Source organism: Streptosporangium sp. CA-115845, assembly GCF_050943795.1.
Taxonomy (GTDB): Bacteria; Actinomycetota; Actinomycetes; order Streptosporangiales; family Streptosporangiaceae; genus Streptosporangium.
In genome coordinates this window covers 9,828,369-9,852,801 of record NZ_CP191988.1, presented here as the reverse complement: position 1 = coordinate 9,852,801, position 24,433 = coordinate 9,828,369, and the positions used below count along the sequence as shown (strand labels likewise).

27 protein-coding genes and 1 tRNA gene are annotated in these 24,433 nt (G+C 67.5%); 12 read left to right on the top strand and 16 right to left on the bottom strand.

From position 1 onward, the window contains the following. Nucleotides 1–4 precede the first annotated feature (4 nt). From ACQP0P_RS46815 to ACQP0P_RS46800, 4 genes are read right to left on the bottom strand one after another with little or no spacing between them, the layout of a single operon-like run. Entirely contained in the window at nucleotides 5–1,393 is a 1,389-nt protein-coding gene (locus ACQP0P_RS46815; RefSeq protein ID WP_433369426.1) for a DUF4407 domain-containing protein, read from the bottom strand. Further along, on the bottom strand, nucleotides 1,386–2,378 hold the full coding sequence (locus ACQP0P_RS46810; RefSeq protein WP_433369423.1) for a hypothetical protein: 993 nt from the start codon (nucleotides 2,376–2,378) through the stop codon (nucleotides 1,386–1,388). The genes ACQP0P_RS46815 and ACQP0P_RS46810 overlap by 8 nt, the downstream gene beginning before the upstream one ends. Before the next feature lie 17 nt (nucleotides 2,379–2,395). Beyond that, nucleotides 2,396–4,471 carry a hypothetical protein gene (locus ACQP0P_RS46805; RefSeq protein WP_433369420.1) on the bottom strand — a complete coding sequence of 692 codons (2,076 nt, stop codon included), beginning with the start codon at nucleotides 4,469–4,471 and terminating at the stop codon, nucleotides 2,396–2,398. Beyond that, on the bottom strand, nucleotides 4,468–5,274 hold the full coding sequence (locus ACQP0P_RS46800) for a hypothetical protein (protein ID WP_433369417.1): 807 nt from the start codon (nucleotides 5,272–5,274) through the stop codon (nucleotides 4,468–4,470). Before ACQP0P_RS46800 ends, ACQP0P_RS46805 begins: the two co-directional genes overlap by 4 nt. A 125-nt stretch (nucleotides 5,275–5,399) precedes the next feature. Here ACQP0P_RS46800 and ACQP0P_RS46795 point away from each other — a divergent pair, with 125 nt between their 5' ends. Continuing rightward, on the top strand, nucleotides 5,400–5,918 hold the full coding sequence (locus tag ACQP0P_RS46795) for a hypothetical protein (RefSeq protein WP_433369414.1): 519 nt from the start codon (nucleotides 5,400–5,402) through the stop codon (nucleotides 5,916–5,918). 23 nt (nucleotides 5,919–5,941) lie between these two features. Here the strand turns inward: ACQP0P_RS46795 and ACQP0P_RS46790 are convergent, their stop codons facing one another. Then, complete coding sequence (locus ACQP0P_RS46790) at nucleotides 5,942–6,670, bottom strand: Crp/Fnr family transcriptional regulator (protein WP_433369411.1); 729 nt, start codon at nucleotides 6,668–6,670, stop codon at nucleotides 5,942–5,944. 326 nt (nucleotides 6,671–6,996) lie between these two features. Here ACQP0P_RS46790 and ACQP0P_RS46785 point away from each other — a divergent pair, with 326 nt between their 5' ends. Both ACQP0P_RS46785 and ACQP0P_RS46780 read left to right on the top strand, forming a co-directional pair. Beyond that, the gene (locus tag ACQP0P_RS46785) at nucleotides 6,997–8,493 is read left to right on the top strand and encodes an alpha/beta hydrolase (RefSeq protein ID WP_433369408.1); all 1,497 of its coding nucleotides are present in this window, start codon (nucleotides 6,997–6,999) and stop codon (nucleotides 8,491–8,493) included. 62 nt (nucleotides 8,494–8,555) lie between these two features. Next, a tRNA-Thr gene (locus tag ACQP0P_RS46780) sits at nucleotides 8,556–8,632 on the top strand. A gap of 140 nt (nucleotides 8,633–8,772) precedes the next feature. Here the strand turns inward: ACQP0P_RS46780 and ACQP0P_RS46775 are convergent. From ACQP0P_RS46775 to ACQP0P_RS46765, 3 genes are all read right to left on the bottom strand, one after another. Continuing rightward, a complete protein-coding gene (locus tag ACQP0P_RS46775) occupies nucleotides 8,773–9,453 on the bottom strand; it encodes a hypothetical protein (protein WP_433369405.1) in 681 nt (226 codons plus the stop codon). 154 nt (nucleotides 9,454–9,607) lie between these two features. After that, nucleotides 9,608–10,252: a tyrosine-type recombinase/integrase gene (locus tag ACQP0P_RS46770; protein WP_433369402.1), complete on the bottom strand. Its 645-nt coding sequence runs from the start codon at nucleotides 10,250–10,252 to the stop codon at nucleotides 9,608–9,610. Next, nucleotides 10,249–10,632 (bottom strand): N-terminal phage integrase SAM-like domain-containing protein, encoded by a 384-nt coding sequence (locus tag ACQP0P_RS46765; RefSeq protein WP_433369398.1) that lies wholly within the window; start codon nucleotides 10,630–10,632, stop codon nucleotides 10,249–10,251. The genes ACQP0P_RS46770 and ACQP0P_RS46765 overlap by 4 nt, the downstream gene beginning before the upstream one ends. A gap of 252 nt (nucleotides 10,633–10,884) precedes the next feature. Between ACQP0P_RS46765 and ACQP0P_RS46760 the strand changes: the two genes are divergently transcribed. From ACQP0P_RS46760 to ACQP0P_RS46750, 3 genes are all read left to right on the top strand, one after another. Further along, entirely contained in the window at nucleotides 10,885–11,652 is a 768-nt protein-coding gene (locus ACQP0P_RS46760; protein ID WP_433369395.1) for a hypothetical protein, read from the top strand. A 124-nt stretch (nucleotides 11,653–11,776) separates the two neighbouring features. Then, nucleotides 11,777–11,926: a hypothetical protein gene (locus ACQP0P_RS46755; RefSeq protein ID WP_433369392.1), complete on the top strand. Its 150-nt coding sequence runs from the start codon at nucleotides 11,777–11,779 to the stop codon at nucleotides 11,924–11,926. A gap of 24 nt (nucleotides 11,927–11,950) precedes the next feature. Next, a complete protein-coding gene (locus ACQP0P_RS46750) occupies nucleotides 11,951–12,124 on the top strand; it encodes a hypothetical protein (protein WP_433369389.1) in 174 nt (57 codons plus the stop codon). A gap of 541 nt (nucleotides 12,125–12,665) precedes the next feature. Here the strand turns inward: ACQP0P_RS46750 and ACQP0P_RS46745 are convergent. The 3 genes from ACQP0P_RS46745 to ACQP0P_RS46735 are packed head-to-tail and all read right to left on the bottom strand — an operon-like array spanning nucleotide 12,666 to nucleotide 15,240. Further along, nucleotides 12,666–13,148 (bottom strand): hypothetical protein, encoded by a 483-nt coding sequence (locus tag ACQP0P_RS46745; protein ID WP_433369386.1) that lies wholly within the window; start codon nucleotides 13,146–13,148, stop codon nucleotides 12,666–12,668. Further along, the gene (locus tag ACQP0P_RS46740) at nucleotides 13,145–14,569 is read right to left on the bottom strand and encodes an ATP-binding protein (protein ID WP_433369383.1); all 1,425 of its coding nucleotides are present in this window, start codon (nucleotides 14,567–14,569) and stop codon (nucleotides 13,145–13,147) included. Before ACQP0P_RS46740 ends, ACQP0P_RS46745 begins: the two co-directional genes overlap by 4 nt. Further along, nucleotides 14,566–15,240 (bottom strand): response regulator, encoded by a 675-nt coding sequence (locus ACQP0P_RS46735; RefSeq protein WP_433369380.1) that lies wholly within the window; start codon nucleotides 15,238–15,240, stop codon nucleotides 14,566–14,568. The genes ACQP0P_RS46740 and ACQP0P_RS46735 overlap by 4 nt, the downstream gene beginning before the upstream one ends. A gap of 138 nt (nucleotides 15,241–15,378) precedes the next feature. Between ACQP0P_RS46735 and ACQP0P_RS46730 the strand changes: the two genes are divergently transcribed. After that, nucleotides 15,379–15,888, top strand: a complete 510-nt coding sequence (locus tag ACQP0P_RS46730) for a hypothetical protein (protein WP_433369377.1) — start codon at nucleotides 15,379–15,381, stop codon at nucleotides 15,886–15,888. 92 nt (nucleotides 15,889–15,980) lie between these two features. On the opposite strand, the gene ACQP0P_RS46725 is transcribed toward ACQP0P_RS46730, so the two are convergent. Then, nucleotides 15,981–16,127, bottom strand: a complete 147-nt coding sequence (locus ACQP0P_RS46725; RefSeq protein WP_433369374.1) for a hypothetical protein — start codon at nucleotides 16,125–16,127, stop codon at nucleotides 15,981–15,983. A 316-nt stretch (nucleotides 16,128–16,443) separates the two neighbouring features. Between ACQP0P_RS46725 and ACQP0P_RS46720 the strand changes: the two genes are divergently transcribed. After that, on the top strand, nucleotides 16,444–17,466 hold the full coding sequence (locus ACQP0P_RS46720) for an RDD family protein (protein ID WP_433369372.1): 1,023 nt from the start codon (nucleotides 16,444–16,446) through the stop codon (nucleotides 17,464–17,466). Nucleotides 17,467–17,667: 201 nt separating this feature from the next. Here the strand turns inward: ACQP0P_RS46720 and ACQP0P_RS46715 are convergent, their stop codons facing one another. The 3 genes from ACQP0P_RS46715 to ACQP0P_RS46705 all read right to left on the bottom strand — a co-directional run bounded on the left by ACQP0P_RS46715 (nucleotide 17,668) and on the right by ACQP0P_RS46705 (nucleotide 19,318). Next, complete coding sequence (locus ACQP0P_RS46715; RefSeq protein WP_433369369.1) at nucleotides 17,668–17,973, bottom strand: DsbA family oxidoreductase; 306 nt, start codon at nucleotides 17,971–17,973, stop codon at nucleotides 17,668–17,670. Between the two features lie 326 nt (nucleotides 17,974–18,299). Continuing rightward, entirely contained in the window at nucleotides 18,300–18,449 is a 150-nt protein-coding gene (locus ACQP0P_RS46710; RefSeq protein ID WP_433369367.1) for a hypothetical protein, read from the bottom strand. A 224-nt stretch (nucleotides 18,450–18,673) separates the two neighbouring features. Next, nucleotides 18,674–19,318: a TetR/AcrR family transcriptional regulator gene (locus ACQP0P_RS46705; protein WP_433369364.1), complete on the bottom strand. Its 645-nt coding sequence runs from the start codon at nucleotides 19,316–19,318 to the stop codon at nucleotides 18,674–18,676. A 215-nt stretch (nucleotides 19,319–19,533) separates the two neighbouring features. On the opposite strand from ACQP0P_RS46705, the gene ACQP0P_RS46700 reads away from it, so the two are divergent. The 3 genes from ACQP0P_RS46700 to ACQP0P_RS46690 all read left to right on the top strand — a co-directional run bounded on the left by ACQP0P_RS46700 (nucleotide 19,534) and on the right by ACQP0P_RS46690 (nucleotide 21,157). Further along, a complete protein-coding gene (locus tag ACQP0P_RS46700; RefSeq protein WP_433369361.1) occupies nucleotides 19,534–19,908 on the top strand; it encodes a nitroreductase family deazaflavin-dependent oxidoreductase in 375 nt (124 codons plus the stop codon). Between the two features lie 225 nt (nucleotides 19,909–20,133). Further along, on the top strand, nucleotides 20,134–20,382 hold the full coding sequence (locus ACQP0P_RS46695) for an RDD family protein (RefSeq protein WP_433369358.1): 249 nt from the start codon (nucleotides 20,134–20,136) through the stop codon (nucleotides 20,380–20,382). A gap of 355 nt (nucleotides 20,383–20,737) precedes the next feature. Continuing rightward, nucleotides 20,738–21,157 (top strand): hypothetical protein, encoded by a 420-nt coding sequence (locus tag ACQP0P_RS46690; RefSeq protein WP_433369355.1) that lies wholly within the window; start codon nucleotides 20,738–20,740, stop codon nucleotides 21,155–21,157. A gap of 276 nt (nucleotides 21,158–21,433) precedes the next feature. Here ACQP0P_RS46690 and ACQP0P_RS46685 read toward each other — a convergent pair whose 3' ends face one another. Then, on the bottom strand, nucleotides 21,434–22,198 hold the full coding sequence (locus ACQP0P_RS46685) for a maleylpyruvate isomerase family mycothiol-dependent enzyme (RefSeq protein WP_433369352.1): 765 nt from the start codon (nucleotides 22,196–22,198) through the stop codon (nucleotides 21,434–21,436). 421 nt (nucleotides 22,199–22,619) lie between these two features. On the opposite strand from ACQP0P_RS46685, the gene ACQP0P_RS46680 reads away from it, so the two are divergent. Then, the gene (locus ACQP0P_RS46680) at nucleotides 22,620–24,218 is read left to right on the top strand and encodes a serine/threonine protein kinase (protein WP_433369349.1); all 1,599 of its coding nucleotides are present in this window, start codon (nucleotides 22,620–22,622) and stop codon (nucleotides 24,216–24,218) included. Nucleotides 24,219–24,433 lie beyond the last annotated feature (215 nt).

The following is a 24,433-nucleotide window of genomic DNA, read 5'->3' as shown; positions in this document are numbered from 1 at the left end:
GCGGTCAGTTCTGAGAACCCGTCAGATCGGTGTGCGGGTGGGAGCCGTTGCGCCGCTCTTCCTTGACGACGTTCTTGATGTCCTGGAAGCGCAACTCCTCGGCCCGCTTTTTGATCATTTTTTCCACTGTGGCCCGTGCGTCGGCGTCGGCGGCCTTGCTGTCGATGTCTATCAGCCGGCGTCGCCGGCAGCGGTCCTCGGCATCGCGGTGAGCCTGGAGCTCTAGCTCGCCGATGCGCGTGTCCGCGTCGAACTGCAGACGCTTCTCGTGGGTCCTCTCCTGGACGCGGTTCGTGTGCTCCACCATCCGGTCATAGGGGGTGGTGCCGCCCATGAGCTTGACCAGGACGGGCAGGCAGTCGATCAGGATCAGGAAGAGCCGGAGCAGCCAGCTCGCCCCGAACAGGTAGACGTTCTCCGCCGTCAACTCGTGCAGCGCCCGCATGCGTTCCAGGAGCCCGACGGGGTCGTCCTTCCCCGGTAGCGCGTCCACCCGCTCCCGTATGCCGGCCTCGACCTGTTGCCCGAAGTCGGCCTGCTTGTCGGCGAGAGGCCCGCGCAGCGCGGATATCCGATCATCCAGGGAGCGGAGCCTTTCCTGGTTCTCGGCCAGCTTGCTTCGGGTGTCGAAGGCCTTCACCGCCGCGTCCAGGCGTTCGCAGAGCGGCCCTATGCCTCTTCTGCCACTCGTTCCGTCCACCTTGACGCCTTGGCACTCGTTCGTCGCCTGGGTGGAGAGCCTGTCGCGCCGCGCGTTGTCGGCCTTGACCCGGGTGCGGAGTTTCTCGGCGTCACCCTCCAGGGCACGCAGTTCGGCCTCGTCCGACGCGGCGGTCGGGGCCAGGAGTCCGGCGTTCCGGCAGTCCTGGGACTCCCGGACATCGGCGGGCTCCTGCGGGTTGCACTTCAGGAGCAGGGCCCGTTCCGCGCTCCGGTTCGCCTGACGTTCGTCCAGAACGTGCTGGACCACCGCGGTCTCGAAAACCCGCAGGACCAGCGGCTCGGCGATGATGAAGCCCAGCACCATGGCGACGAGCAGGCGGGGAATCAGCATCAGGAGCTTGCGCTGCCACATGCCGGTCACGGTCGAGACGAGCCATCGGTCGAGGTTGAGCACGATGAGCATCCAGATCACCGTGGGGACGATCAGTCCGATGTGGGAGCCGCCCAGAACCTGGCTCAGGGCGAACCACATCGAGATCGCGGCGACGACCGCGGTGCCCAGCACCACGCCGCCGAGACCCACGTACCGGGTCCGTTCCAGCGGCACCTGGTCCAGGATGCCCTCGTCGACCCCGGAGAGGACCCGAAGCCGCCGCCCCAGGTCGAGCCGCCTGCCCGGCCTGGCGTGCGGGGACTTCGAATGTCTGCCGAGCAGCCCGTCGTCAGTCATCGAGCTCCTCCAGCCCGATTCTGCGCGGGCCGTCGTTCCCGTTCTGGAACGACCTGCCGCCGCCCAGCACGGGCGGCTCCGAGGTCTTCGGTGTCTCGACGAACGGGTCGTCTCCGGCGACCGATGTGATCATCCTGTTGATGAGCTTGTGCGTGTCGATGGGCAGGAAGTCCAGCGCCCCTTCGGGCATGCGGTTGATCAGTTCGGACAGCGCCCTCAGCCGGGTCTCCTGGGCCTCGCGGGTGATGCCGACGGCGTCGGCCACCAGCAACTGCTCGCGGCTGACGCCGAACGCCGCGGTGGCCTCGACGCCGCGCTTGAAGATCTCCTCGATCCTGGAGACGTCCCGGTTCTCGATCGCCCATCGCAGTTCCCTGCTCTCCCCGTCCCACTTGAGCTGTTTGATCCGCTGACCGTGGGTGAGGATGTCGTTGGGCGCCAGGAGGGCCACGTTGACCAGGACCACCTCCAGCCCGTCGACCTGGGGCGGGTAGAACTCCAGATAGGCCCGGATTCTGTTGGTGACCTCCACCGACAGCAGGTGCACCTCCTCGATCGGCCGCGTCGTGCCGAGCTGCATCAGCTGCGCGTCGTTCCGGAGGTGGTTGGCCAGGACGTCCGTGGCGTTCTCGACCCCGGCGGAGACGACCGCCTCCGCGTCGGTCACCTTGCACCTGAAGGCGACCTTCAGCAGGAAGGCATAGCCCATGTCCTGCGACGGCATCTCGATCGCCACCGTGACCTGCCGGTTGCGCATGTAGACGACGCTCACGGACCTCGCCTCCACGACGGCGTCCTCGGACCCCCTCAGGTGCTGACCCTCCGTGTACGCCTTGTAGCCCCCGTTCAGGGCGAAGACGAGGACGGTTCCCACCGGGGTCTCGGGAAGCTCGCCGGGGTCGCGGCGAGGGAAGAGTCCCAGCCGTCGCCGGGGAGGCCGGAGGGCGCGTTCCTCAACGATCGGGTACTCGCTGTGCGCGGGCATCACTGTTCTCCTTGATGTCATGGGTGGTTTCGCCGTGTGCCCGCGTTGAGCAGGGCGAGGACGATCTCCTTGGCGGGAGGGGAGTCCCGCCGCACGTGGCTCCCACTGCAGGCGCGATCGATCGCGCGCTTGACCAGCACCGTCACGGCACTGGGAAGGGTCGACCAGATCGCCTGGCCGAGCGCCTCCGCGGCGGCCACGGCGCCGTCCTGGTCCTCTAGGGCGAGGAGGGTACGGCAGAGCGCCCGGACCGCCTCCGCGCGGTGGTGGGCGTTGTGGAGGGTCCACGCCCACAGGACGCCGATCGGTCCGGCACTCGACGGCTGGGCCAGGAGCAGCCATGCCATGAGCGGCCTCTCGCTCTCCAGCCGGTCGGAGCTCAGCACACCGAGCACGGCTTCGAGGGCCCTTCTGACCAGCCGGTGATCCATGCCCTCGCCCAGGTCGCGCTCCAGGTGCCTGGCGAGCAGTTGCAATCCGGTGAGCGCCTCGCCGTCCCGCTCCGCGGCGGTCTGGAACATGAGCGTCAGGGCTCTCTGGGCGACGTTGCTCACCCGGATGCCGCGCAGTGACAGGTACCAGAGCCAGTCGACGGCCTCGGCCGGATACCGGATGGAGAGGCCGCCCGCGAAGGCGAGCGCCGCGGTCATGGCCTGTGGTTGCCCGGCGTTCTCCACCCATTCCAGAGCTGTGCCGAAGGCGACGGCCGCGGTGGTGTCGTCGACGCACATCATGGAGAGCGTGTTGGCCGCGGTGAGCCGCTCCTGGACCAGGCCCCCGGCCCAGGGGCGCAGGAACGACTCCCGGACCTCCTCCGGCCGGGTCCTGGCGAGCAGGGCGAGCCCCGCCGCGACCTGCACCTGGATCTCGGGAAGTTCCATGGCCAGCTCGCGGATCCATTCGCGCAACGGCTCCCACACCCTGTACCCGTACTGCAGGCAGAGCTGGGTGATCACATGCTCGCGGTGGCGGGGGCCACAGAAGACCACCCTGGGTTCGCCCTCCCCGGTGGATATCCCGATCAGCGGGTGCCGGCTGTTCCACAGCTTCCGGCTCCGCGGGAGCTCCTCATCGATCGGGCGTGTCTCGGGTTCGGCTCCCTGGCGCTCGACCTCGTCCGCGATGCTCGTCAGCCGTACCACCAGGCGCTCGAAAACCCGCTCGGGCAGGCCGTACGCGAAGGCGAGAGCCGCCACGACCAGCACGTCGGAGCGCTTAGGCCCGCCGTCGAACCACTGGGCGACGGCACTGCCGTCCAGGTCGGCCAGGATCTCCCACGCGGGCTGGGTGCTGCCGAGCATCTGCCCGGCGAGCTCGACGACCTGCCGCGGTGAGCGCAGCCCCGCGACGTGTTCACAGAACTCGGGCTCCAAGAGGGCGGAGTGGTCCGAGCCGAGGTGGGCGTCGAGCAGTTTCAGGGAGTCGGGAGGTTCCCAACCGATCTCGAAGGCCTCGAGTTCGCGGCGCACCTCCGCGCGGTTGAGGGTGATCACCAGATGCGCCTCCGCCTGGGTCAGCCTGGCGCTCAGGGTGTCGAAGGTGAAGCGCCGCAGGCTCTTCTCGGCCCTCCCTCCGCTCCAGTCATGGATGAAATAGACGCGGTCCTTCTTGAACGAGGTCGCCAGCAACTCCTCCGGGTCGCGGCTGGGAGAGAAGACGACGACCTTGTCTGCGGGCAGCTTGACCTGGGCCAGGAGCGCGGTCCCGCTCGTCCACTTGCCGATGCCCTCGCTGCCGACGAGAACCACCACGCGCCGTTCGCGCAAGGTTCGTGCGGCAGCGTCGAACCCCGGAGGCCTGACGAAGTGCCTGAGAGCACGCTCGATCTCCTTCTCATCGAGCCGTCTCGATGTGGAGCGGGCGGTTTTGGTGCCGGGCATCCCGAATGTCGCCTTCTGTGCCTGGACCTCGGCGAAGAAGTTGTTGATCACGGTGGCCGTCTGGCCGAGGGCGCCCTCGTCGAAGTCCTCGTCCACGTGCTCGGCGGCCGGTTCGCCTGGGCCGGGCTGTTGTGCTTCCCCCTGTTCCTGCTCCGGCTTGGCGGGAGGGTCGGCCGGTGAATCGTCGATCGGAGGATTTTCCGGTGTCGTCATTTACGGTTGATCCCGAAGATCGCGCGGCGCGCGTCGACGGAGCCGCTCAGGTTGTTGATCACTTCCGCCTGCTGGGAGGTGTCGGCCCTGATCTTTTCAGCCTGACCTTCCTCCGTGAAATCGGACAGTAGGCACAGATCTCCGGAATTAAATTCCGGACTCCATACCCATGCCGGGCCGGAGAACTCCTTCTCCTGGACCGTCACCCTGTGGAAATCGCCGGTTTTGTAGGAGGTGTGCCCCTGCTGCACAACGTCCTCGAAAACCCGCTGGGAGAGAATGAGAGCGATGTTCATGTCCGCTCTCTTTTTGAAGATCCTTTTGAGTGGCTGCCAGTCAACCAGCCGGCTCGCCTCGACGACCGCCTGGCCGGCATACCCGTTGACCGAGGGGTAGGCGGTGCCGAAGGCGAGGGCCACCCTGAGCCGGAGCCGTTCCTTCTCCGCGCGCCCTTCGTTGTGGCCGGTGAGCTCCTGGTGAAGTGCGCGTATGTACTGGTCGACGACGAGGGGGTCGGGTTCGCTTGACGGCAGCACCGCGAGTTCGCCGTCGCCTCCCGGTTGGATCGCCCACCGATCCCGATTGAGCCCCGCTCGGGCGGCCGCGTGCTCATGGATATCAACGAAGCCGTGCTGCATGGCCTCGTGGCGTTTGTCGGTCCCCTGCCCGTAACCTCTTAGATCGCTCGTCATGATGAGGGCGCGTCCGAAATCGCCGCTTTCCATGGATTCTTCCGATTCCTTACGGTCTGGTAGTAACTCCAGCTTGAAGCCATCAGTATGGGGGAATGTCGAGTGCCACATCCCCTATCAGTAGGGGATGTGGCCCTAGCAAATATGGATAATAGGTCTCAAGGTGGATTAATCCATACTCGCACCCTGGTTCGCATCCTTTCCTGGAGTCCGATCTCAAGAGACGAGGGCGAAAAATGATGCGCTGGGTGCGGCAAAAGCCCCATAAGTTCACTAAACAGGATCTAGATGACGCGCTGGCGGTGACAATCTCATTCCAGAACTACGTTCAGCACGCAGACGGGAAGGTGGGTGTCCTTGTCGTGTCGCACGCGGGGGCCGCGGCGATGGTCACAGCCCAGATCGAAGCGGCTACCAAGCTCGGCCACGTGGGGCTCGTCCTGGGCTTGGTGCTGCTCGGTCTTTTCCTACTGGGTTTCCTTGTGTCCGGGTATCACATGCTCCAGACCATCAGGCCGGTTCTTCGGGCGCCGGACGCACGGAGCCGATACGGCATCACCGGGGTCGGCGCTCACGTTTCCACGATGGCTGTCGAAGACGTCGAAACCAGGATCGGCGAGGCGCAGGCGATGACCCGCCTACTGGCTCGGATCGCCGAGCGCAAGTACCGTCACGTGTCCAGGGCCCTGCCCTGGACCGGATTGATGCTCGTCTCGGCGATGTCGTGGACGGTACTCGTCGCGGCGTGGCGGTGACGGCGGTGACACCGTCACCGGGCTCAGCTCGCGAAGCCGAAAGCGCGGAGTGCCGCGAGATCCGTGATAACGATCTTCCTGTAGTCGGTCAGCAGCAGCCCGTTCTGCTTGAGAAGCCGGACCGCGTTGTTCACCGCGGCCTCTTTCGCCCCGATCAGCCGTCCCAGTTCGGGCTGCGACAGCCTGATGCCGAGATCCGTACCGCCATCGACGGCGAATCCGTGGCGTGCCGCCAGGTCACCGAGGACTCGTGCCAGCCGGACCGGGACCTCGAAGGCACCGAACTCAAGCCTGCGCTGGTTGGCCCATTCCAGCCGTTCCGCGATCATGGAGGCCAGCGCGTGCCAGAGGTGTGGGCGCTCGTTGAGATAGGCGAAAAACGTGGCCGTGGGGATCCTGAAAGCCACCAGCGGGGTGCATGCCATGACCGTCGCAGAGCGGTCCATCCCCCTGAGCGTGGCCATCTCGCCTACCAGGTCACCGCTCAGCCTTATACCGAGCAGTGCCTCCGCACCGTTGTCGAGAATCGCCGTGATCTTCGCACAGGCGGGCGACGTGGACCGGATGGAACGCAGTAGCAGAACATGATCGCGCCGAGGGTCGCCCTGCCGGATCAGGATCGCCCCCGCTTCGTGGCGCTGTGGTTCGCCCAGGTTGAAGAGCTCGTTGCGCTCCAAGCCGTCAACGGCGGACATCAGGGTCCCCGCGGGCCAGTGAGGGCTGAGGTCCCGGCGGGATGTTCTGTCAGACATGGGGCCTCCTCGACGGTGAGGGTGCACGCTCCGTCCGGTCGTCGGTTGTCATGCTCGCCCAGAGGAACGCGAAGGACAACCTCTGGTATGAGGCTGATTGGCTAGGATGCAACCGGTACGCATTCAGCCAGTGGTCACTGGAAGGACATACTGCTCTTCTGAGGGACGCATGGCGACCGTCTTCCACAACCGGAATACTGCATCTTCGGGAAGGCGAAGGGGCTGGGTGCGTCTCAGAGGTACGGAGGCACACAGTGCCGGGAGTCCTGTGATCAAACACCCTGTGCCGGATGGGCATGCGACTCGACCTACGGAGCGGACAAGGCGTGAGATCCCGTGTGACCGCCGTACTGGCGGCGGTGGCCCTGCTCGCGAGCGCGTGCACCGGCACCGACGTCCCCGCCGACGCCAGTGGCGGCACCGGAGCCGGCCGTGGTGTGGCGGGAGCGGCTCTCGGCTGGAACGAGTGCGAGGACGGTTTCGAGTGCGCCAAGCTCGCCGTACCGCTCGATCACAGCAAGCCGGACGGTGAGAAGATCGAACTCAGCGTGATCCGGCTCCCGGCCTCGGGGGAGCGGATCGGTTCGATGCTCCTCAATCCCGGCGGGCCGGGTGCCTCCGGAGTGCAGTACGCGCGAAGCGCCCGTACCGCGGTGAGCGAGGCGGTTCGCGAGCGCTTCGACGTCGTGGGCTTCGACCCGCGCGGGGTCGGCGAGTCCGCGCCCGTCCGGTGCCTGTCGCCGAGCGAACTGGACACCTTCGTCGGCCTCGACAACTCGCCCGACTCGCCGGGGGAGGCCACCGTGCTCCAGGAGGGGGCGCAACGGTTCGCCGCCGGATGCGAGACCCGATCGGGCAGGCTCCTGCCGTACGTCGGCACCGCCGACGCCGCCAGGGACATGGACCTGCTGCGTGCCGCCGTCGGTGACTCCCACCTCACCTACCTCGGCAAGTCGTACGGCACGCAGCTGGGCGCCGTCTACGCCGATCTCTTCCCCGACCGGGTCCGCGCCCTCGTCCTGGACGGCGCGGTGGACCCATCGCTCGGCCCGCTGGAGCTGAACACCGCGCAGGCGCGCGGTTTCGAGGTCGCCCTCGACGCGTTCCTGGAAAACTGCCTCGCGGCCACCGACTGCCCCTTCCAGGGCTCCGTCGCCTCCGCCCGTGCGGAGATCACCGCGCTGCTCCGCAGGGCGGACACCGCTTCCCTGGCCAACAGGACCGGCGACGACCGTACGGTGACCGAGGCCTGGGCCATGCTCGGTGTGATCACCCCGCTCTACGACCGGCAGGCATGGCCGGTCCTTCGCCAGGCGCTGGCCCAGGCGCTGAAGGGTGACGGCACCGTCCTGCTCCGCATGGCCGACCTGCTGGTCGACCGTGGGGAGGACGGTGAGTACACCAACCAGACCGAGTCCAACCTGGCGGTCAACTGCGTCGACAGCATCTACCCCCGCGACCCCGCCGCCTACGCCAAGGCCGCCGAACAGGCGGCCAAGGTCGCCCCTCTGTTCGGCGCGTACGTCATGTGGAGCTCACTGCCCTGCGCGTACTGGCCGGTCAAGGCGGGGGCCCGGGAGAAGATCGACGCTCCCGGCGCCCCGCCCATCATGGTCGTCGGCACCAGACGTGACCCCGCCACGCCCTACCAGTGGTCAGAGGCACTCGCCTCCCAGCTCTCCTCCGGCGTTCTCGTCGGTTTTGACGGAGACGGCCACACCGCCTACCTGACCGGCTCGGCGTGCGTGGATCGCCTGGTGGACGACTACCTGATCGATCTGACCGTCCCCGCCGACGGAACCCAGTGTCCCAAGATCGGCTGATTCGGGGGCGCGGGGGCCCTGGGAGCCTGTAGACTGCCGTAGGTCGTGGTGAAACACGGCACGCCGCCTTAGCTCAGTCGGCCAGAGCACTTCACTCGTAATGAAGGGGTCTGGGGTTCGATTCCCCAAGGCGGCTCCAGGTCGAAAGGCCCTCACCGGGTTCCGGTGGGGGCCTTTTGCTAACACCCTTGCTGACAGTGCTGTGGACCCGGTGGTTTCTCCCTCGGCAGGGTGAGTTTTTGGGAATCGATCAGTCTTCAACACCTGAGACTTCAGCGTTCATAAACACGGTCTGCCCGAGGTGGTGTGCCGCCCGCACAGTGAGCACCAAACCTCCCTCAGCTGCAGCAGTTCGGTCACCTCGTTGAGCAACGCTTCCCTGATCTGGTTCAGGGCTGTGGTGTCTCGGCTGAAGCAACGGGCCACCCAGATGTCATGATCCTTTGTCCACCAGTTGCTGAGGTGAAGGTGCACGGCGGATGCTCCGTCGAACCACCACAGGTCCGTCGGCCCCGAGGCCTCATCGACCCATGGCAGAAGGTCCGTACCTACCAGGACCGGTGTTGTTCCCTGTGGGAGGGCCAACTCCAGCGTCAGGTGTGGCCGGCGGTGGACAGCCAGGAGCAGCGCGTGTGCCTCAAGCCGCTGGTCAATGCTCCGGTTGAGGATCCTGAGCGGCTTGTCGGCGAGGGTCATCCCTGCACGACCGTCCAGTAGAACCTCCACGCCCCACGTCCAGTCGCCGTCCACGATTCCGTAAAACACCCATCCCTGGGCCGTCCAGTAGACCCTCGCATCGCCATCCAGTCCGTACTCCATTCCATTGGGTCCCAAAGCCGGGCACCACAGTCCGCCGTATCTCTGCTCGAAAGCGATCATCGCCTCAACGGCTTCAGCGGGAGCCTCGGCCTCGACCCCGTCATGATCAACGGCACGGGCAGTCCGTTCGATCCAGTCCACAGGCGTCGGTTTATGCCAGCGTGCGTTTTCGTGAAGGAAGGTGTGGAGACGAGGCGATATCGAGCGGTCAGTTCGTATGTGCACACCTCAACGTAAAGTCCCCGAGCCTGCACAGGGCAGGATCAGGGACCTTTGTAAGAGCCCGAACCATCTCTTATTCGAGAGCTTTGGCGAAGACGTTGGCGGCGGCGGTCTCCGCTGAGCGGATCACGTGGGCATAGACGCGCAGGGTGATCGCCGGATCAGCGTGGCCGAGCCGGGATGCGACCACGTGGACGGGGACGCCCGCCAGGAGAAGCGTGGTCGCATGGATGTGCCGTAGGTCATGAAGTCGGACGTAGGGCAGAGGTTCAGTGGGGGCCTGGTCCATGCCCTCGGGCTCTTTGTGCGCCTTGATGAGCTTGCCGGGTAGTGCCGTCACGGTGGTCGGGTAGATGGGGCCGCCCCAGGCGGTCGTGAAGACCCGTCCATTCTCGTCTTTCCAGGAGTTACCGACACGGAGCTTCTCGGCTTCCTGAGCCTTCTGGTGCTCTCGGAGAACGGTCACCGTGCCGTCGTCGATCGTCACCACCCGAGTCCGACCGCTCTTCGTGGTGCCCTCGGTGTGCTCGCCGTCGACAACGCCCGTCGAACCCTTGATAGTGATCTGTCTGCCGTCGAGGTCGACATCAGACCATCGCAAGTTCAGCAGCTCACCGCGACGCGCGCCCGTGTAGGCGGCCAGGTGGAAGAAGGCGAACGGCCGATGTGAGCGAGCCGGCCCGAGGAACGTCCGGAGCTGGGCCGGGGTCCAGATCATGCCTGGCTCTCGCCAGTCCTCACGCGGACGCTTGGCCTTGTCGACAGGCGAACTGCTGAGGTACTCGTGGACTTCGACGGCGTCACGGAAAGCCCGCCGCAGAATCGCGTGAGTGTGGACGACGGTGGACACCGCCAGTGGCTTCCCACCGCGCCCACCCTGGCCAGCAGATCCCGGTAGAGCTTGGTGATCGTGGAGGGTCGAACCGCCTGAAGCTTCGTTTTCCCGATGTGGGGCTTGATGTAGAGGCGAATGGTGATCCGGTAGTCCTCAAGCGTCTCCGGCTTGATCTCCAGGGCGTGATCCTCGATCCAGTCATCGAGGTATTCGCTCACTGTGATCTCGTTCCGGTCGACGTACTCGCCGCGCCGAGCGTTCACACGTGCCTCGTCACGAGCGGCCTTATGGCGAAGCCACCCACCCACTTCGGCTTGCTCTCGCTCGTCTCCGGATCCTTGACGCGGATCACGTAGGACCAGGTGTTCCCGCGCTTCATGACTTCGAAGATCAGTACAGGTGCTGATCGAGTGTCCAGTTCCATCAGATGCCGATGTAACCAGGCGACCATGGGCCCGGTAAAGTAGCGATCTTCGGCTGGCGCAGGCTCCCGGAGTCCTTGAAGGCGAACACACATGACGAACCTTGACCGGACGCCCGCACGCCTTCGTCTCGACGCCGCGCTGGACCGAGTGGCCGTCACTTTCCGCGGCATGACCGCTCATCCCGACGAGCAGAACTGCGAGTGCCACTGGGGCAGCGCAGAAGACCTCGCCCGGTTGAAGGTGCCGGATGTGGAGTTGAGTCCTGACCTTCTGCGTGCCGCCTGGCAGGCCAAGGACTGGGATGACCACGCATCCGTGCTGCGCCGCATTCTGCCCCAGCTCTCCACAGCCCTCGTCAGCGGCCTCGTCGAGTCCTTGTTCGGTATAGAGGAGGTCGGGTATTCACTTGCTTTGGGCCAATGGCAGCAGTGGCCTGCCGAGCAGGCCGCAGCGGTACGGGAATTCCTGCACGCCTGGTGGGCCCACACTCTCACCGACCCTGATCCCGCTGTGCCCGCGCACGAGGTCCTCGCCCTGTGCGCCGAAGCCTCCACCACGCTCAGCCCATGGCTGCACACCTGGGAAGCACAGACGCACGCCGTGGCCGACCGGCACCTAGCCGAAGCGGTGGCGCACTGGGAGTACGACCTACTGGGAGACCGGCTCCCTTGGGAAGCCTGGAACTGGAAGGACGAGGAAGCGACGCGTACCGAGTTGACGGCCTGGCTGATCCGTCACGCCCCTGCCCGGCTCCGCGCCCGGAACGCTCCCGAAGAACTGCTCCACCGGGTACGACTGCTCGGCCTCGCTGACCCCGCCCGCTGGGAGGACCCTCACTGGCCCAACCACACCTACTGAGTCACCGTCTACCGCTGATTTCCGTACTCAGCCTCCCCGAAAGACCACTGTGCTGATCGAGTCTAAAACTGACGAACATCGCAAGGTCGAAGACACCATTGGCTCCCGCCCGCTGCTTGGCATCGTGCGGCAACAGCTCGGCGTGGTGGTCGAGCTCGCCCAGGGCGCCCGCGGATCGCTGGCCGACACGGTGGTTGACCTGGCCTCGCAGTACGCCCAGTTCGTCGCGTGGATGTCCCTGGACATCGACGACCAGGCCGCCGCGCTCGCCTAGTACGACCGTGCCCACGACTGGGCGTTGGAGATCGGTGACGTGAACATGGCCACCACCACGCTCAGCATGAAGGCCCACCAGGCATGGAGTGCGGGCAACGCCCGCAGGTGTGTCCGGCTCGCCGACGCGGCCCGCTGGCACGATGGCCGGGTGACACCGGGCGTGCGGGGGATGGCACGGAAGGACTGCCCGGCCTGACGGGGAGCTACAAGCGGGATCGTGCCTGGTACGCCTCATGTCTGGCCAAGGCCCACGCCGAGGCCGGAGACGCGGCGGCGGCCGTACAGGTGAGCCTCCCCGTTGTGGCTGACGCCGTCGAGCTGAACCGCCACGCGAGTAAGGAACTGGTCGATGTCGCGGCCTTGCTCACCGAGCGTAAGTCGTCCCAGGCCGCTGTCTTGAAGGAGGCGCTCACGGCTGCTGGTCGTACGGACGGAAGCGCGCTCTGACCTGCCCGAGGCAGTGGATATCTGCGTGACAACGATCCTGGACAAGCACGGACGATGGTGGATTACCGTGGACCGTATGCGCAGGTGGGGGCGGGTATAAACCAAGGTCCCGCCCCCTCCTGGTTTCCCTCGTAATGAAGGGGGCTGGGGTTCGATTCCCCAAGGCGGCTCCAGGTCAGAGGCCCTCCGAGATCCTCTCGGAGGGCCTTTTGCATGCCGTATAACAGCGAAATACAGTAACGGCGTCAGCCAGCCATGAATGAGGCCAGACACCGGCCGTCCCGGGCAACTCATCTAAAGTCCGCACAGCGCACCTGCCCCTTGTCCGGTACGGTCACCCGCACGTCATCCACGTCCACGCCGCGCTTGGCGGCGGTGGCGGCGGCGATCGTGCAGACGAGCTGCCCGGTCGCCATCCGCGACAGGCGGGAGACCGGCGGCAGCCATCGGCCGCCCACCAGCATCGGCACGCTCTTGTCCAGCGCGAACCCGTCATCGTTCACCCGGACGGCCATGTTCTTGGGCAGGCGGGTGACGAAGGAGCGCTCGTGTTCCTTCGAGGTGGGCCCGCCGGCCAGCAACTCGACGGCTTCGGTGGCCTCCAGCGGGCCCTCGGGGCGGCTGACAGAGACGAGGCGGTCGTCCTGCACGAAGTACAGAGGAGTGCCCTGGATGAAGCCGCGGGCGGGCTCTCCGGCGCCGATCACGCTGGTGGGGCCGACTCCGCAGGCCGTACAGGCTGCCAGGAGCAGGGTGAGGGGCCAGGTTCTCACGGGTAGTTCCCTGATGGGCTGGTTCTGACGGGCGGTTCCCCGGCAGGGTGGTTCCTCGGCAGGGTGAGGGTGAAGACGGCTCCGGGGCCGGGGGCGACGGTCAGGTCGCCCTTGTGCAGGAGGGCGTTCTCGCGGGCGATGGCCAGGCCCAGGCCGCTGCCTTCGGAGCGGGCGCGGGCGGCGTCGGCCTTGTAGAAGCGCTCGAAGACGTGCGGGAGGACGTCGGCGGGCAGGCCCGGCCCATGGTCGGCGACCTCGATGGCGACGGCCTGACCGGTGGCGCGCACCCGGACCGTGACGGGCGGCGCGCCGTGCCGAAGCGCGTTGCCGACGAGGTTGGCGACGATGACGTCCAGACGGCGTGGGTCGAGGGGAACACGGATGTCCGGCGGTAGGTCCGTGGTGACACCGGAACTCCAGCCGCGTGAGCGCAGGCAGGCGGCGACCGCGGCGCCGACGTCCACGTCGTTGAGGTTGAGCACGGCGGCTCCGGCGTCGAAGCGGGAGATCTCCATCAGGTCGTCGACGAGCTTGGTGAGCCGGGCGACCTCGGCGGTGATCAGCCGGGCGGCGGTCCCGGCGTCGGCGTCCAGCCGGTCGGCGCCGGCTTCGAGGACGTCGGTGACGGCGGTGGCGGCGGCCAGCGGGGTGCGCAGCTCGTGGGAGACATCGGCGACGAACCGCCGCGACCTGGCCTCCATCTCACGCAGCTCGCCGACCGAGCGTTCCAGCGCGGCGGCGGTCTCGTTGAACCGTCCCGCCAGCCGTGCCAGCTCGTCGCCGCCGCGCACGGGCAGGCGGGTCTCCAGCCGCCCTTCGCCCAGCCGCCGGGCCGCGCGGTCCAGGTCGGCGACCGGGCGCAGCACGCCGCGCGCGGCCAGCAGCCCGGCCAGCACCGCCAGCAGCACGACGGGTAGGGCCGCCGCCTGCGCGGCGCGCAGCACGGCCGCCTCGTCGGCGGCGGCCTGCGCGAGCGACTCGACGAGATAGACGGTGATCCCTGACGGCGTGCCGCCCGCGCGGAGCATGACCCTGCTGCCGCCCACGAGGTACGGCACGCCGTCGCGCACCACCCGCTGCCAGGCCAGCTCAGGGCGCCGCAGAACGCTCGCGCGCAGTTCGGCGGTGATACGGGCGTCGCTGGGGATGGCGCCGTCCCTGACCACGTACACCTCGCGGTCGCCCACCTCCAGGTCCTCGGCCAGCAGGGCGAGCTCCTCGTCACCGGCGGGCAGCGCGACGTCGCGCGACAGCAGCAGCACCCGGTTCCTGAAGTCCTTCAGCAGCCGGTCCTGCACCCCGCCCAGCAGATTGTTCTGCGCCTTGTAGTAGGTAAGCCCGGCGGCCCCCACCGCGCTCAGCCCGCCCACCAGCACGAACGTGATCACCAGCCGGGCCCGCAACCCTCGCAGCCAGGTCATATCGGCCCGAAGCGGTAACCGAATCCGCGTACGGTCTGCACGTATCTCGGTTCGGCCGGCACGTCCTCGATCTTGGCGCGCAGCCGCTGCACGCACGCGTCCACCAGCCGCGAGTCGCCCAGGTAGTCGTGCTCCCACACCGACTCCAGCAACTGCTGCCTGCTGAAGACCTGCCCGGGCGCGGCCGACAGATACAGCAGCAGCCGCAACTCCATCGGCGGCAGCGCGACCTGCCGCCCGCCCCTGCTCACGGTCAGGGAGGCGCGGTCCACGCACAGCGCGCCGTAGGTCTCCACGGGCGAGGGCACACCGTCGGTACGGCGCAGCACCGCCCTGATCCGGGCCTCCAGCACCTGCGGCCGCACCGGCTTGACCACGTAGTCGTCCGCGCCGGCCTCCAGCCCGCCGACCACGTCGAAGTCGTCGCCCCGCGCGCTCAGCATCACGATCGAGGTGGAGGAGGCCGCGCGGATGCGCCGGCAGACCTCGAACCCGTCGATGCCGGGCAACATGAGGTCGAGCACGACCACGTCGGCGGCGAAGCGTGCCAGCCGCTCCAGCCCTTCCTCCCCGGATGCCGCCGATTCGACCTCGTGCCCCCTGCCCTTGAGGGCGAGCGTCAGAGCGTCCCTGACGTTCGGGTCGTCCTCGATCAGCAACACGCGAGCCATGCGTTCCAGTATCGGCGGCTCCGACTCGCGATTTGTCCGGTCTTGGATGCTATTACACGTTCATGACATGGCGCGGACGGGCCGCTCACAGAGGAGGGCCAGGGTGTTGGGCAGTCGTTCGACCCATCGGAGGAAACCGTGTTGATCACCAAGCGGCGCCTCGCCGTTCTGGCCGTCCTACCCACCCTGGCGCTGAGCACGGCGTGCGGAGCCCAGAGCTTCGCCAGTGCCTCGAGCCCTTCCGCGAGCTCTGCCTCAGCCAAGCCCAGCTGGCACGAGGCCGCGGTGAAGTTCGCAGGGTGCATGCGGGAGAACAAGATCGACATCCCGGACCCGGTCAGGGGACAAGACCTCGACACCAATGCCGTCACCAAGAGCACCCAGGCCCAGCTCGACGCCGCCATGAAGGCCTGCAAGGAGTGGGACTGGGTGATCCTCGGTGGCTCCGAACCGTCCTCATCCGAGGACGACGTCAAGTTCGCCGCGTGGGCCCAGTGCCTGCGTAAGGGCGGCGTCTGGCAGTCCATCGACAAGGATGAGGAGAAGCCTGCCGACTTCAAGGAGGTCAAACCCAAGTCGGCCGCCTGGGAACGGGTCCACGAGGGGTGCGCCTCTCTGCAGCCGCCCGCGCCGTACGAGGAGAACTAGCCACCCGCGCATTCTCGCCAGGCCATGCTCTTTCCTTCCTCGGGGGTGAGGGAAGAGTTGGCGAGAACACGGGCCGGTCCCGGCTCCTCGCGTCAGGAGCCGGGGCCGGCCGAGGTGACCGGTAGTGCGACGGGGTGGTAGGTCAGGCCGTCGCTCCACTCGACGTTCTCGGCCGGAACGGCCGGCCGCGGCCCCGGCCGTTTGACCACCAGCGCCCTGACGGTCTCGGTGAGCTCCACCCTGGCCGGCGCGGCGGCCAGGCAGCGGTGCGGTATGGCTCTTGCCGATGGGGGATGGATGGTCGGTGATCATCTGGTGGCCGGCATCGGCAGGGGACGGGCGGCCGGCCTCCGTACGGTCTGGGCCGACCGGGGGACGAGGCGGACCACGTCGTCACGGACGTGCTACCGGCGATGGAGATCCCGCACGGCGAGCGCTGACCGCGTCGTAGTCCGTGGGAAACCGGCTCTGTGGTGTGGTGCCAGGCCCGGCCGTCGGGTCTGTGCTGCGTGCCGGGGCATCGTAGGGTGTCGCTCCCAGGGCGAAAGGAGCATTGTGCCGCAGTTCTCCCGGTTATCGCGATCAGCGCTGTCGGTATGGGTGGCGGCTGCGGCCGTCGCCGCCTTGCCGACCTGGGAGTCGTGGCGCGAGCGCCTCGCTGCTGAGGAGTTCACCCGGACCCATGCGGGGGCCGACCCGATCTACGGGGTCGTGGGCCTGTACGACAGCGGAACGACGCTGTCGCCGTTTGCCCCGCTGGGCCGTGATCTCGAAACGGTCATGACGATCACGGAGGACTGGGCGGTTCCGGCTCTCGTGGTCCTGCTCGGCCTCCTTGCGTGTCTCGGCCGCAGGGATCCCCGGGCGACAGGCCAACGGGTGGCGGGACTCCTCGTCCTGATCGCGGGCATCGAACTTCTCGCCTGGTTGTACAGCGGGCGGGGAATCTACGGCGGGACGATCCCGCTGTTCAGCACCGGCGGGTGGGGGATCACCCAGCTGTGTCTCCTGGCGGCCGCGGCGCTGGTGTTCGCCGCGTCGCGCGAGATGCGGCCTGTCACCGAGGACGAGCCGACTGCGTTACGGGCCGGGATGGTGTGGCGGCGGCCGGCGGCGGCCCTGGTCGACTATCTGATCGCCGTTGCCGTCCTGGGTGTTGTCGTGGGACCGGTCTGGCCCTTGATCGGCTTCGGCTCCGGGTTCCGGATGGGGTTCGGGCTTTTGGTGCAGGTCGACCTGTTTCAGGTCGGTACGGACCTCGAGGAGCTGGTCATCTTGTCCGGGCTGTTCCTTTACTTCGGGGTACAGCACGCTCTGTGGGGGCGGACACTTGGCAAGCGGCTGCTGGGTGTTCGGGTCATCGCCGCGCGGACGGGCGGACGGCTGGGCGCGGGCAGAACCGCGCTCCGCACGCTGACCTTCCCCCTCCTCGCCTTCGTCCCCGACGTCGGGCTGTTGTGTCTCCTCCTGGGTGGGCTGTGGATGCTCCTTGATCCCGAAGGCCGGGTTCTTCATGACCGCTGGTTGGGTGCCGCAGTGGTACGCGACCGGGTACGGGGCGCTCAGCCTCAGATGTAACCGGCGACCATCGGCATGATCTTGCTAACGCGGGTGCTGGCCACAGGTCCTGGACGACCATGGACTGAGGAACCCCAAAGGCCCACCCCACCAGGTCTGGAAGACAGCGATGGACGGTTCTGGACGATCGTGTTTTAACTCGTAATGAAGGGGGCTGGGGTTCGATTCACCCCATTAGAGGCCACTCCCGGTTGGTCTGGGCTACGCGTGCCTTGGTACGGCATGTGACGCGGCCAAGGCGTCCTCCAGTAGCCGCCGGAGCTCGGCGGGCGACTGGACACCCGAGACGGGGGGTCTTCCGTCGATCACTATCGAAGGAACACCGATGACGCCCTGCTCGGCGGCGCGGCGTTCATCGGCCCTGACGTCCTGGGCGTAGGCGTCACCGGCCAGGGTGGTGCGCACCTCGGTGGTATCCAACCCGGCCTCGACCCCCAGGCGCTCCAGTGTCTGCGGGTCGGCGATGTTGAGCCCCTCGGTGTGGTAGGCGCGAAGCAGACGCTCCATCACCTCGTCGGCCAGACCGTTGGGCCGGGTCGAGGCCGGCGCCCTTGATGATCAGCCGGAAGGCCCGTCGCACGTTGGCCGCGTCCAACGGAGTGTCCACCGCCGACGCGAACACGAGGTCGTGCTCCTGCCATCGTTCACCCGCCGAGGCGCGGTCCTTGTCCTGCTGCTCCCGATGGGGCATGAGCGCCTTCACACAGTGGTCGGGCAGCGCCGGCTCTGGGTCTTCGTGTGCCCACCGGTCCGCATGGAGCGCCACACGGTCACATGTGGCGGCACCCGTGGGTTGGCCTTTGTCCTGCTCTTCAGATCCACATGTGACCACGTCAGCGCCCGAAGCTCCTCGGTTCGCGCTCCGGTGAGCAGAGCGACCACGATGAGGCGTGCATCCGGCTGCCCCCGGACGCCTTGAGCACGGCTTCCGCCTGAGCCAGGGTGAGCGCCTTGGAGGGGCGGCCCTCCTTAACAAACAGCATGGCGCGAGTCGTTCCAGGACTCGGGCGACATGGGGGCGGACTCGCAGCAGGCAAGCGGGAGCCTCCTGGTCATGATGTCGTGGCTGTCCTGGCGCGGCGCCGTACGAACCGGGTCTTCTTCCTGGTGGAAGGTATCAACACGAAGCCGGATGCTTGCCACTCGCGTCACGGTCCGGGTAGTTGTCACCGCGGTTGTTCCCTGGAAGGAACGTGCCCCGCGGCGATCACGATCGAGATACACCGTTAACTGGGCTCTGCCTCCGGCGAGCTTCGAGCGCATCCAGAATGAGGGCCAGGCCGTAGCCGAACTCGCTCGTGTGGTCGTAGCCCGGTTGCAGGGCATGGTCGACGATCATCTCTGTGAGGTACGGAAATTCGTCCGCCGGCAGGTGCTCGAGGATACTGCCGGCCACTTCCTCGACATCGTCCGGCGTCGTCACCGGCAGGTTCGCCTCCTGAAGGACAAACCCGCCGATGTAGCTGTCGATGAGCGAGACGGCGTGCGCGGCCATCGGCAGCGTGAACCCCGCCTTCCGGAAGACACCGAGGACGGCGTCGTGGTGGCGTAGCGTCGCCGGCCCCGGGGCGCGACGGGAGTCCATCAGGCCGAGAGCCCAGCTGTGCTGCGACAGGACCGCACGCGCGGAGGAAGCGCGCGCACGGATCGCGTCGCGCCAATCGTCGCACTCGGCACCGGGTAGCTCGATCGCCGCGAACACCATGTCGACCACGCCATCGAGGATCGCGTCCTTGTCCGGTACGTGGTGGTAGAGCGACATCGCCTGCACGCCCAGTTCCTGCGCCACCCGTCGCATCGTGATCGCCTCCACGCCGCCACGATCCGCGACCCGGATCGCGGCTTCCAGCACGCGACCTCTGCTGAGCGGTTGCCGTGGCAGTAGCGGTGGTGAGGGTGACATGACGGCTCCAGGGTACGGGTGGATTGACAACCTTACATTTGTAAGCCAACCTTACGCCCGTAAGCTACCTTACGGGCCTAAGTCCTCCCGGTTGGGGTCAGCTGGGAGCTCGGCGAACGCCTGACCCGCGACGCGCCCCGCTGGGGTGAGACAAGGAGATCCCGATGCCGATGCCGCTGTGGTGGGGGCACGTGAACAAGCGGGTGTTCAACCCTCGCGTGATCGCGAGGGGGACGTGGCCGGTGCTGACTCACGTCGGTCGCATCTCTGGCACGACGTACCGCACGCCGCTCGATGCGCACCCTGTCGACGGCGGCTACCTGTTCGTTCTGGTGTATGGATCGCGCTCGGACTGGGTGCGGAACGTCCTGGCGGCCGACGGGGCGCGGCTCCGGGTCGACGGGAGGGAGGTGGAACTCGCCGTCCCACGCCTCGTCGGGAAAGACGAGGCGTTCCAGGCTCTCTCCGATGAGGTGCCACGCCCACCGAGGCTGCTCCGCATCACCGAGTTCCTCCGCATGGACCTGGCCGCAGGCTGACGATCGACGTCCAGCGCGGAGCCAGGTGGCGAGCGAGCACGTCGATCAGGGATGAGGGCACGCGGACACGGCCCCTGTTCTTGATCGACCGACCTGGACGACCGACGAACAGACCGTCGCGTTCTCCTTGTATGAGCAGCCGAGCCAGGAGATGCCGCTGACCGCCGACCGGGGCTTCTGCGGCTTCTCCACGCCTGAGGCCAGGACCGCCGCAGCGGCGCCGAGTTGCTGTGGGGGCGGACGCTCGGCAAGCGACTGCTGGGCATTCGCGTCATCGCCGCGCGGACGGGTGGACGGCTGGGCGCGGGCAGGACCGCGCTCCGCGCGCTGGTCTTCCCCCTGCTCGCCTTCGTCCCCGACGTCGGGCTGTGGATGCTCCTCGATTCTGAAGGCCGGGTTCTTCATGACCGCTGGCTGGGTGCCGCGGTGGTGCGCGACCAGGTGAAGAACGCTCAGCCGACATCATCTGCGTGATCTTGCTAACACGGCTGCCACCACAGGTCTGGACGACCATGGACTGAGAGACCTCACGGAGCCTGTCCGACCAGTCCCGGAAGACGGCAGGATCGTCCCCTAACTCGTCATGAAGGGGGCTGGGGTTCGATTCCCCAAGGCGGCTCCAGATCAGAGGCCCTCTCGGTTTGTTCGGGAGGGCCTTTGTCGTATCCGTGCAGCAACGTGCTGTCGGCGCAGTGGAACTCCGGTGCGGCTTCCTGGCGTTGATCGAAGAAAGTCCCGTTTCTTACAGGAACGCCCCAATAGGGGATGTGACCTAGGCCGTACACTTAGGTGGGATTGCCGGTGATCTCCTACCCCTCAAGAGGTTCCCGTGGTTGAGACGGGCAAGACCCAGCGCATGCCGCGCGTGATGAAGATCGCCGAGTTCATTGTGTCGCTCCAGGCAGTGCAAGCGCTGGCGGGTGGTGCACTGCTCCTCTTTGTCTTCGTGAGCTCAGCTGACGACATGAACTCCGGGCTTGTGCTGTTGTTCGTTGGCTTCTGCGTCGTTATCGCAGTCCTGGCCGGTTGGTTGGCAAGTAAGTGGGTCTATCGTGAAAGGCGAGACCGAATCGCCGTGCTCGCGCTCGAAACCCTCATGGCGCTCGGCTTCGTCTCCATGCTTGCTCTGGATTCCGATCTCAGCATGCGTAGCTTGCTGAATATCAACGTGGTTCTGCCGGTCATAGTGGTCGTTCTACTGCTTCTCCCCTCCGCGAGAGCGTGGTTTAACCGTGTCGACGCCGCCTGAAAACCGGTTCAGGCACACATTCCGGGAAACCGGCAGGGCTGGACGATCGACGGGGCCGTCGACGCGGATCAGGGCGGTTCGCTCGCAGGACGGGCAGAGCCCTCCACGAAATGTGTGCCAGAAAGGGTGTCACGGCGTGATCAGGCTGGTGTGAACTACGAGGGCGTCAGGAGGCCTGGGCGGTCATCCGCCTGAGCCGGGTGCGGATCGGACCGCCGAGTTGGGCAAGGGGGCAGGCGGCCCGATCGCTCAGCACGCCGTGCCGACCGACCGGCCTCACTGCGTCGCCATGACGATGCAGCGCCGCAGTTCCTCGACCGCCTCAGGGGCGCCCTCGACCGTCACGCCGCTCGGCTCGCCGGTACTCTCCCGGTTCCACATCCAGCGGAGCACGACCGTCGGCGGGCCGCTCACGGTCACGTCGGCCGCGTCGTCGCCGGCGCCGTCTTCGACGGCGAACAGCCCTGGGCCGGTCCGCACCCGCCACGCCGCGCCGTCGGTCCGCACCGTGTACGTCCGGCCCGGCGAGCCGGCCAGGATGTCGGTGAAGTAGTCGCCCCACTCGGCGACGCTGTATGCCACGAAGACCTTGAGCAGCTCGTCGATGCCGTCGACGGCGAGGTCTGCCGGGACCGGCGTGACCGGCTGCCCGGTGCCGAGCTCGGCGTCGATGCGGTGGATGACCGTCTCCTGCGCCATCCGCCGGATCCAGAAGCCGACGGTCTGATCCGGGGTGTACCAGGAGCCGGCCGGATCCCCCGGCTTGCGGGCGCCGAACTCGTCGAGCAGCCCGGCGTACGCCCGGTCGAGCAGCGCGAGCGGCTCCTCGTCCGCGAGCTCCTTCGGCGGCCACGGGTCGGGCTCGGCGCCCTCGCGCATGGCCAGAGTCTTATGCAGGTACACCTCGCCGATGTGACGGGTCAGGTCGGCGACGGTCCAGTCGGGACAGCTCGGCACCACCGCGGTTGGGTCGGTCGGCACGACGGCCCGCAGGCGGCCGAAGTCGGCCGCGAGGCAGTCAAGGAGTCGGGGATATTCCATGCCGAACAGTTCAGCACACGCTCACGACTCGTTCGGCCCGCCCGGCGACGGGCCACCAGCCGCCGAGTATGCCCGCAGACGCGTCCCGGCGGCCATCGCCGACCACCCACGCGCGAGAGTGCGGATCAGCCTGCGTGGACAGCCTCCACTACGACTAACCAAGCGCGTTGGCCCGAAAAGTCGCTTTTTAGGTTCCGGTACACATTTCGCAGAGGGCTCTGCCCACCCTGGGGACATGTCGTTCACTCGTCATGAAGGGGGCTTGGGTTCGATTCCCCCAGGCGGCTCCAGGCCACTCGATGGCTCCCATGGCCTGATCTCCCTGCCGTTCCGGTTCCCTGGCCATCGCCCCGATGGAGGACCATGGTGGGCCGGGGCTCGCATCGCTAGTGTGTGGAGACGACCGTGCATGGAGGAGCCGATGCCCGCTGGCCCGCTGGAGCCGGGAGACCCGCGAGTGCTGGGGGAGTTCGAGGTCGTCGGGCGTCTGGGCGAGGGCGGGCAGGGGATCGTCTACGAAGGGTGGGGCCGGTCCGGCGAGCGGGTGGCGATCAAGGTGCTACGCAGCGGCGCGGACCCGGCCTCGCGCCGCCGGTTGGCCAGGGAGTTGCAGTCGGCACTGCGGGTGGCCCCTTTCTGCACGGCCCGGGTGTTGAAGGCGGAGACCGACCGGCCGGACCCCTACGTCGTGAGCGAGTTCATCGCGGGGCCCTCACTGCAGGATCGGGTGCGTGACGAGGGTCCCCTGCGTGGGGGCGACCTCGATCGGCTGGCGGTCGCCATGGCTACCGCGCTCGCCGCCATCCACAGTGCGGGAGTCATCCATCGGGATTTCAAACCGGCCAACGTGCTGCTCGGCCCGGACGGCCCACGGGTGGTCGACTTCGGCATCGCCCAGTTGCTCGACGCGAGCACGATGCCCTCGGCCATGTCCGGCACCCCGCCGTACATGGCTCCCGAGCAGCTCAACGGCGTGCACGGATCGCCCGCGGCCGACGTGTTCTCCTGGGCCGCGACCATGGTCTACGCCGCTACCGGCAGGGCGCCGTTCGGCAGCGACACCGTTGCCGCGGTCTTCAGCCGGATCCTCAACGCCGAGCCCGACCTCACGGACATTTCATCGCCCCTGCGGGAGACGCTGGCGGTCTGCCTGGCCAAGGACCCCGGGGTACGCCCCTCCGCCCGGGCGCTCATGATCCGCCTGGTCGACACCGGAGCCCCCACCGTCACGGTCCCCGACGTCGGCCCGGTGCCCACCGCCTACCTTCCCGCTGACTGGAGCGGGCGGGGGGATCAGGTTCCGGTCGCGGCCGGTCTGGGGCCGACCAGGTTGCTTCCAGCCGATTCGTCCGGAGCGCAGGGTCCGGCCGGACCAGCGGACGGCCTGGCCCCCACCCGCCATCTCGGCGGTTCCGACACGGCGGTGCGGGAAACGGCACCGCGGCATGATGCGCCGGTGCCCCGACGGGTGCGGAGGCCTGCCGTCCTGATCGCGATCGCCGGTGCCGCCGCGGTGCTCGTGACGGCAGCGGCGCTGTACGCGACAGGGACGTTCGGTGGCTCCTCCAGCGACGGCGCGGCGAGGCCGGAGGCCGTTACCAGTAGCGGCAGGGACTCCGGATCACGCACGGCCGCAGGCGGGCAACCGGCTTCCCCGCCACCGTCGACACCGCCATCGACGCCGCCCTCGGTCCAACCGGGAGGCGGAGTCCCGGAGGCGTTCGCCGGAACGTGGACGGGCCAGGTCGTCTCGCAGGACGATCGGAAGAAGACCGTCGACGTCACGCTCACCCTGCTGAGTGACCAGTCGGCCGGCACATGGCGGGCCGATGCGTGCGAGCAGCAGGTCATGCTGACCCGGGTCAGGCCCGAGAACGTGCTCGACCTGACCCGCATGCAGCGGAATCAGTGTGTGGGGGGAGACATGACCCTCACTCTGAAGGACCCGGCGACGCTGGACTTCGTGGGCCAGGAGGGCGCCGGCGCGCTGGAGTATCGCGGGAGCCTGAGCCGGTCCTGACCCGGGACCGGCACGTGACGTCCTCCCCGGCCTGTAGGACTCCGTTGCCTGCTTATCTCTGGTCGATGTCTGGCGGCCCCGCACCGAACGCTGACCGGGAAACCCGTGGGAGAAGCCCGGTCAAGGTTCGGAGACGCCTCATCCGGTGCCGGACATACAGGTCACGGAGAGCGAAAACGAGTTGGGGTCCTGAAGGCCGAGGCATCCCCAGGCGT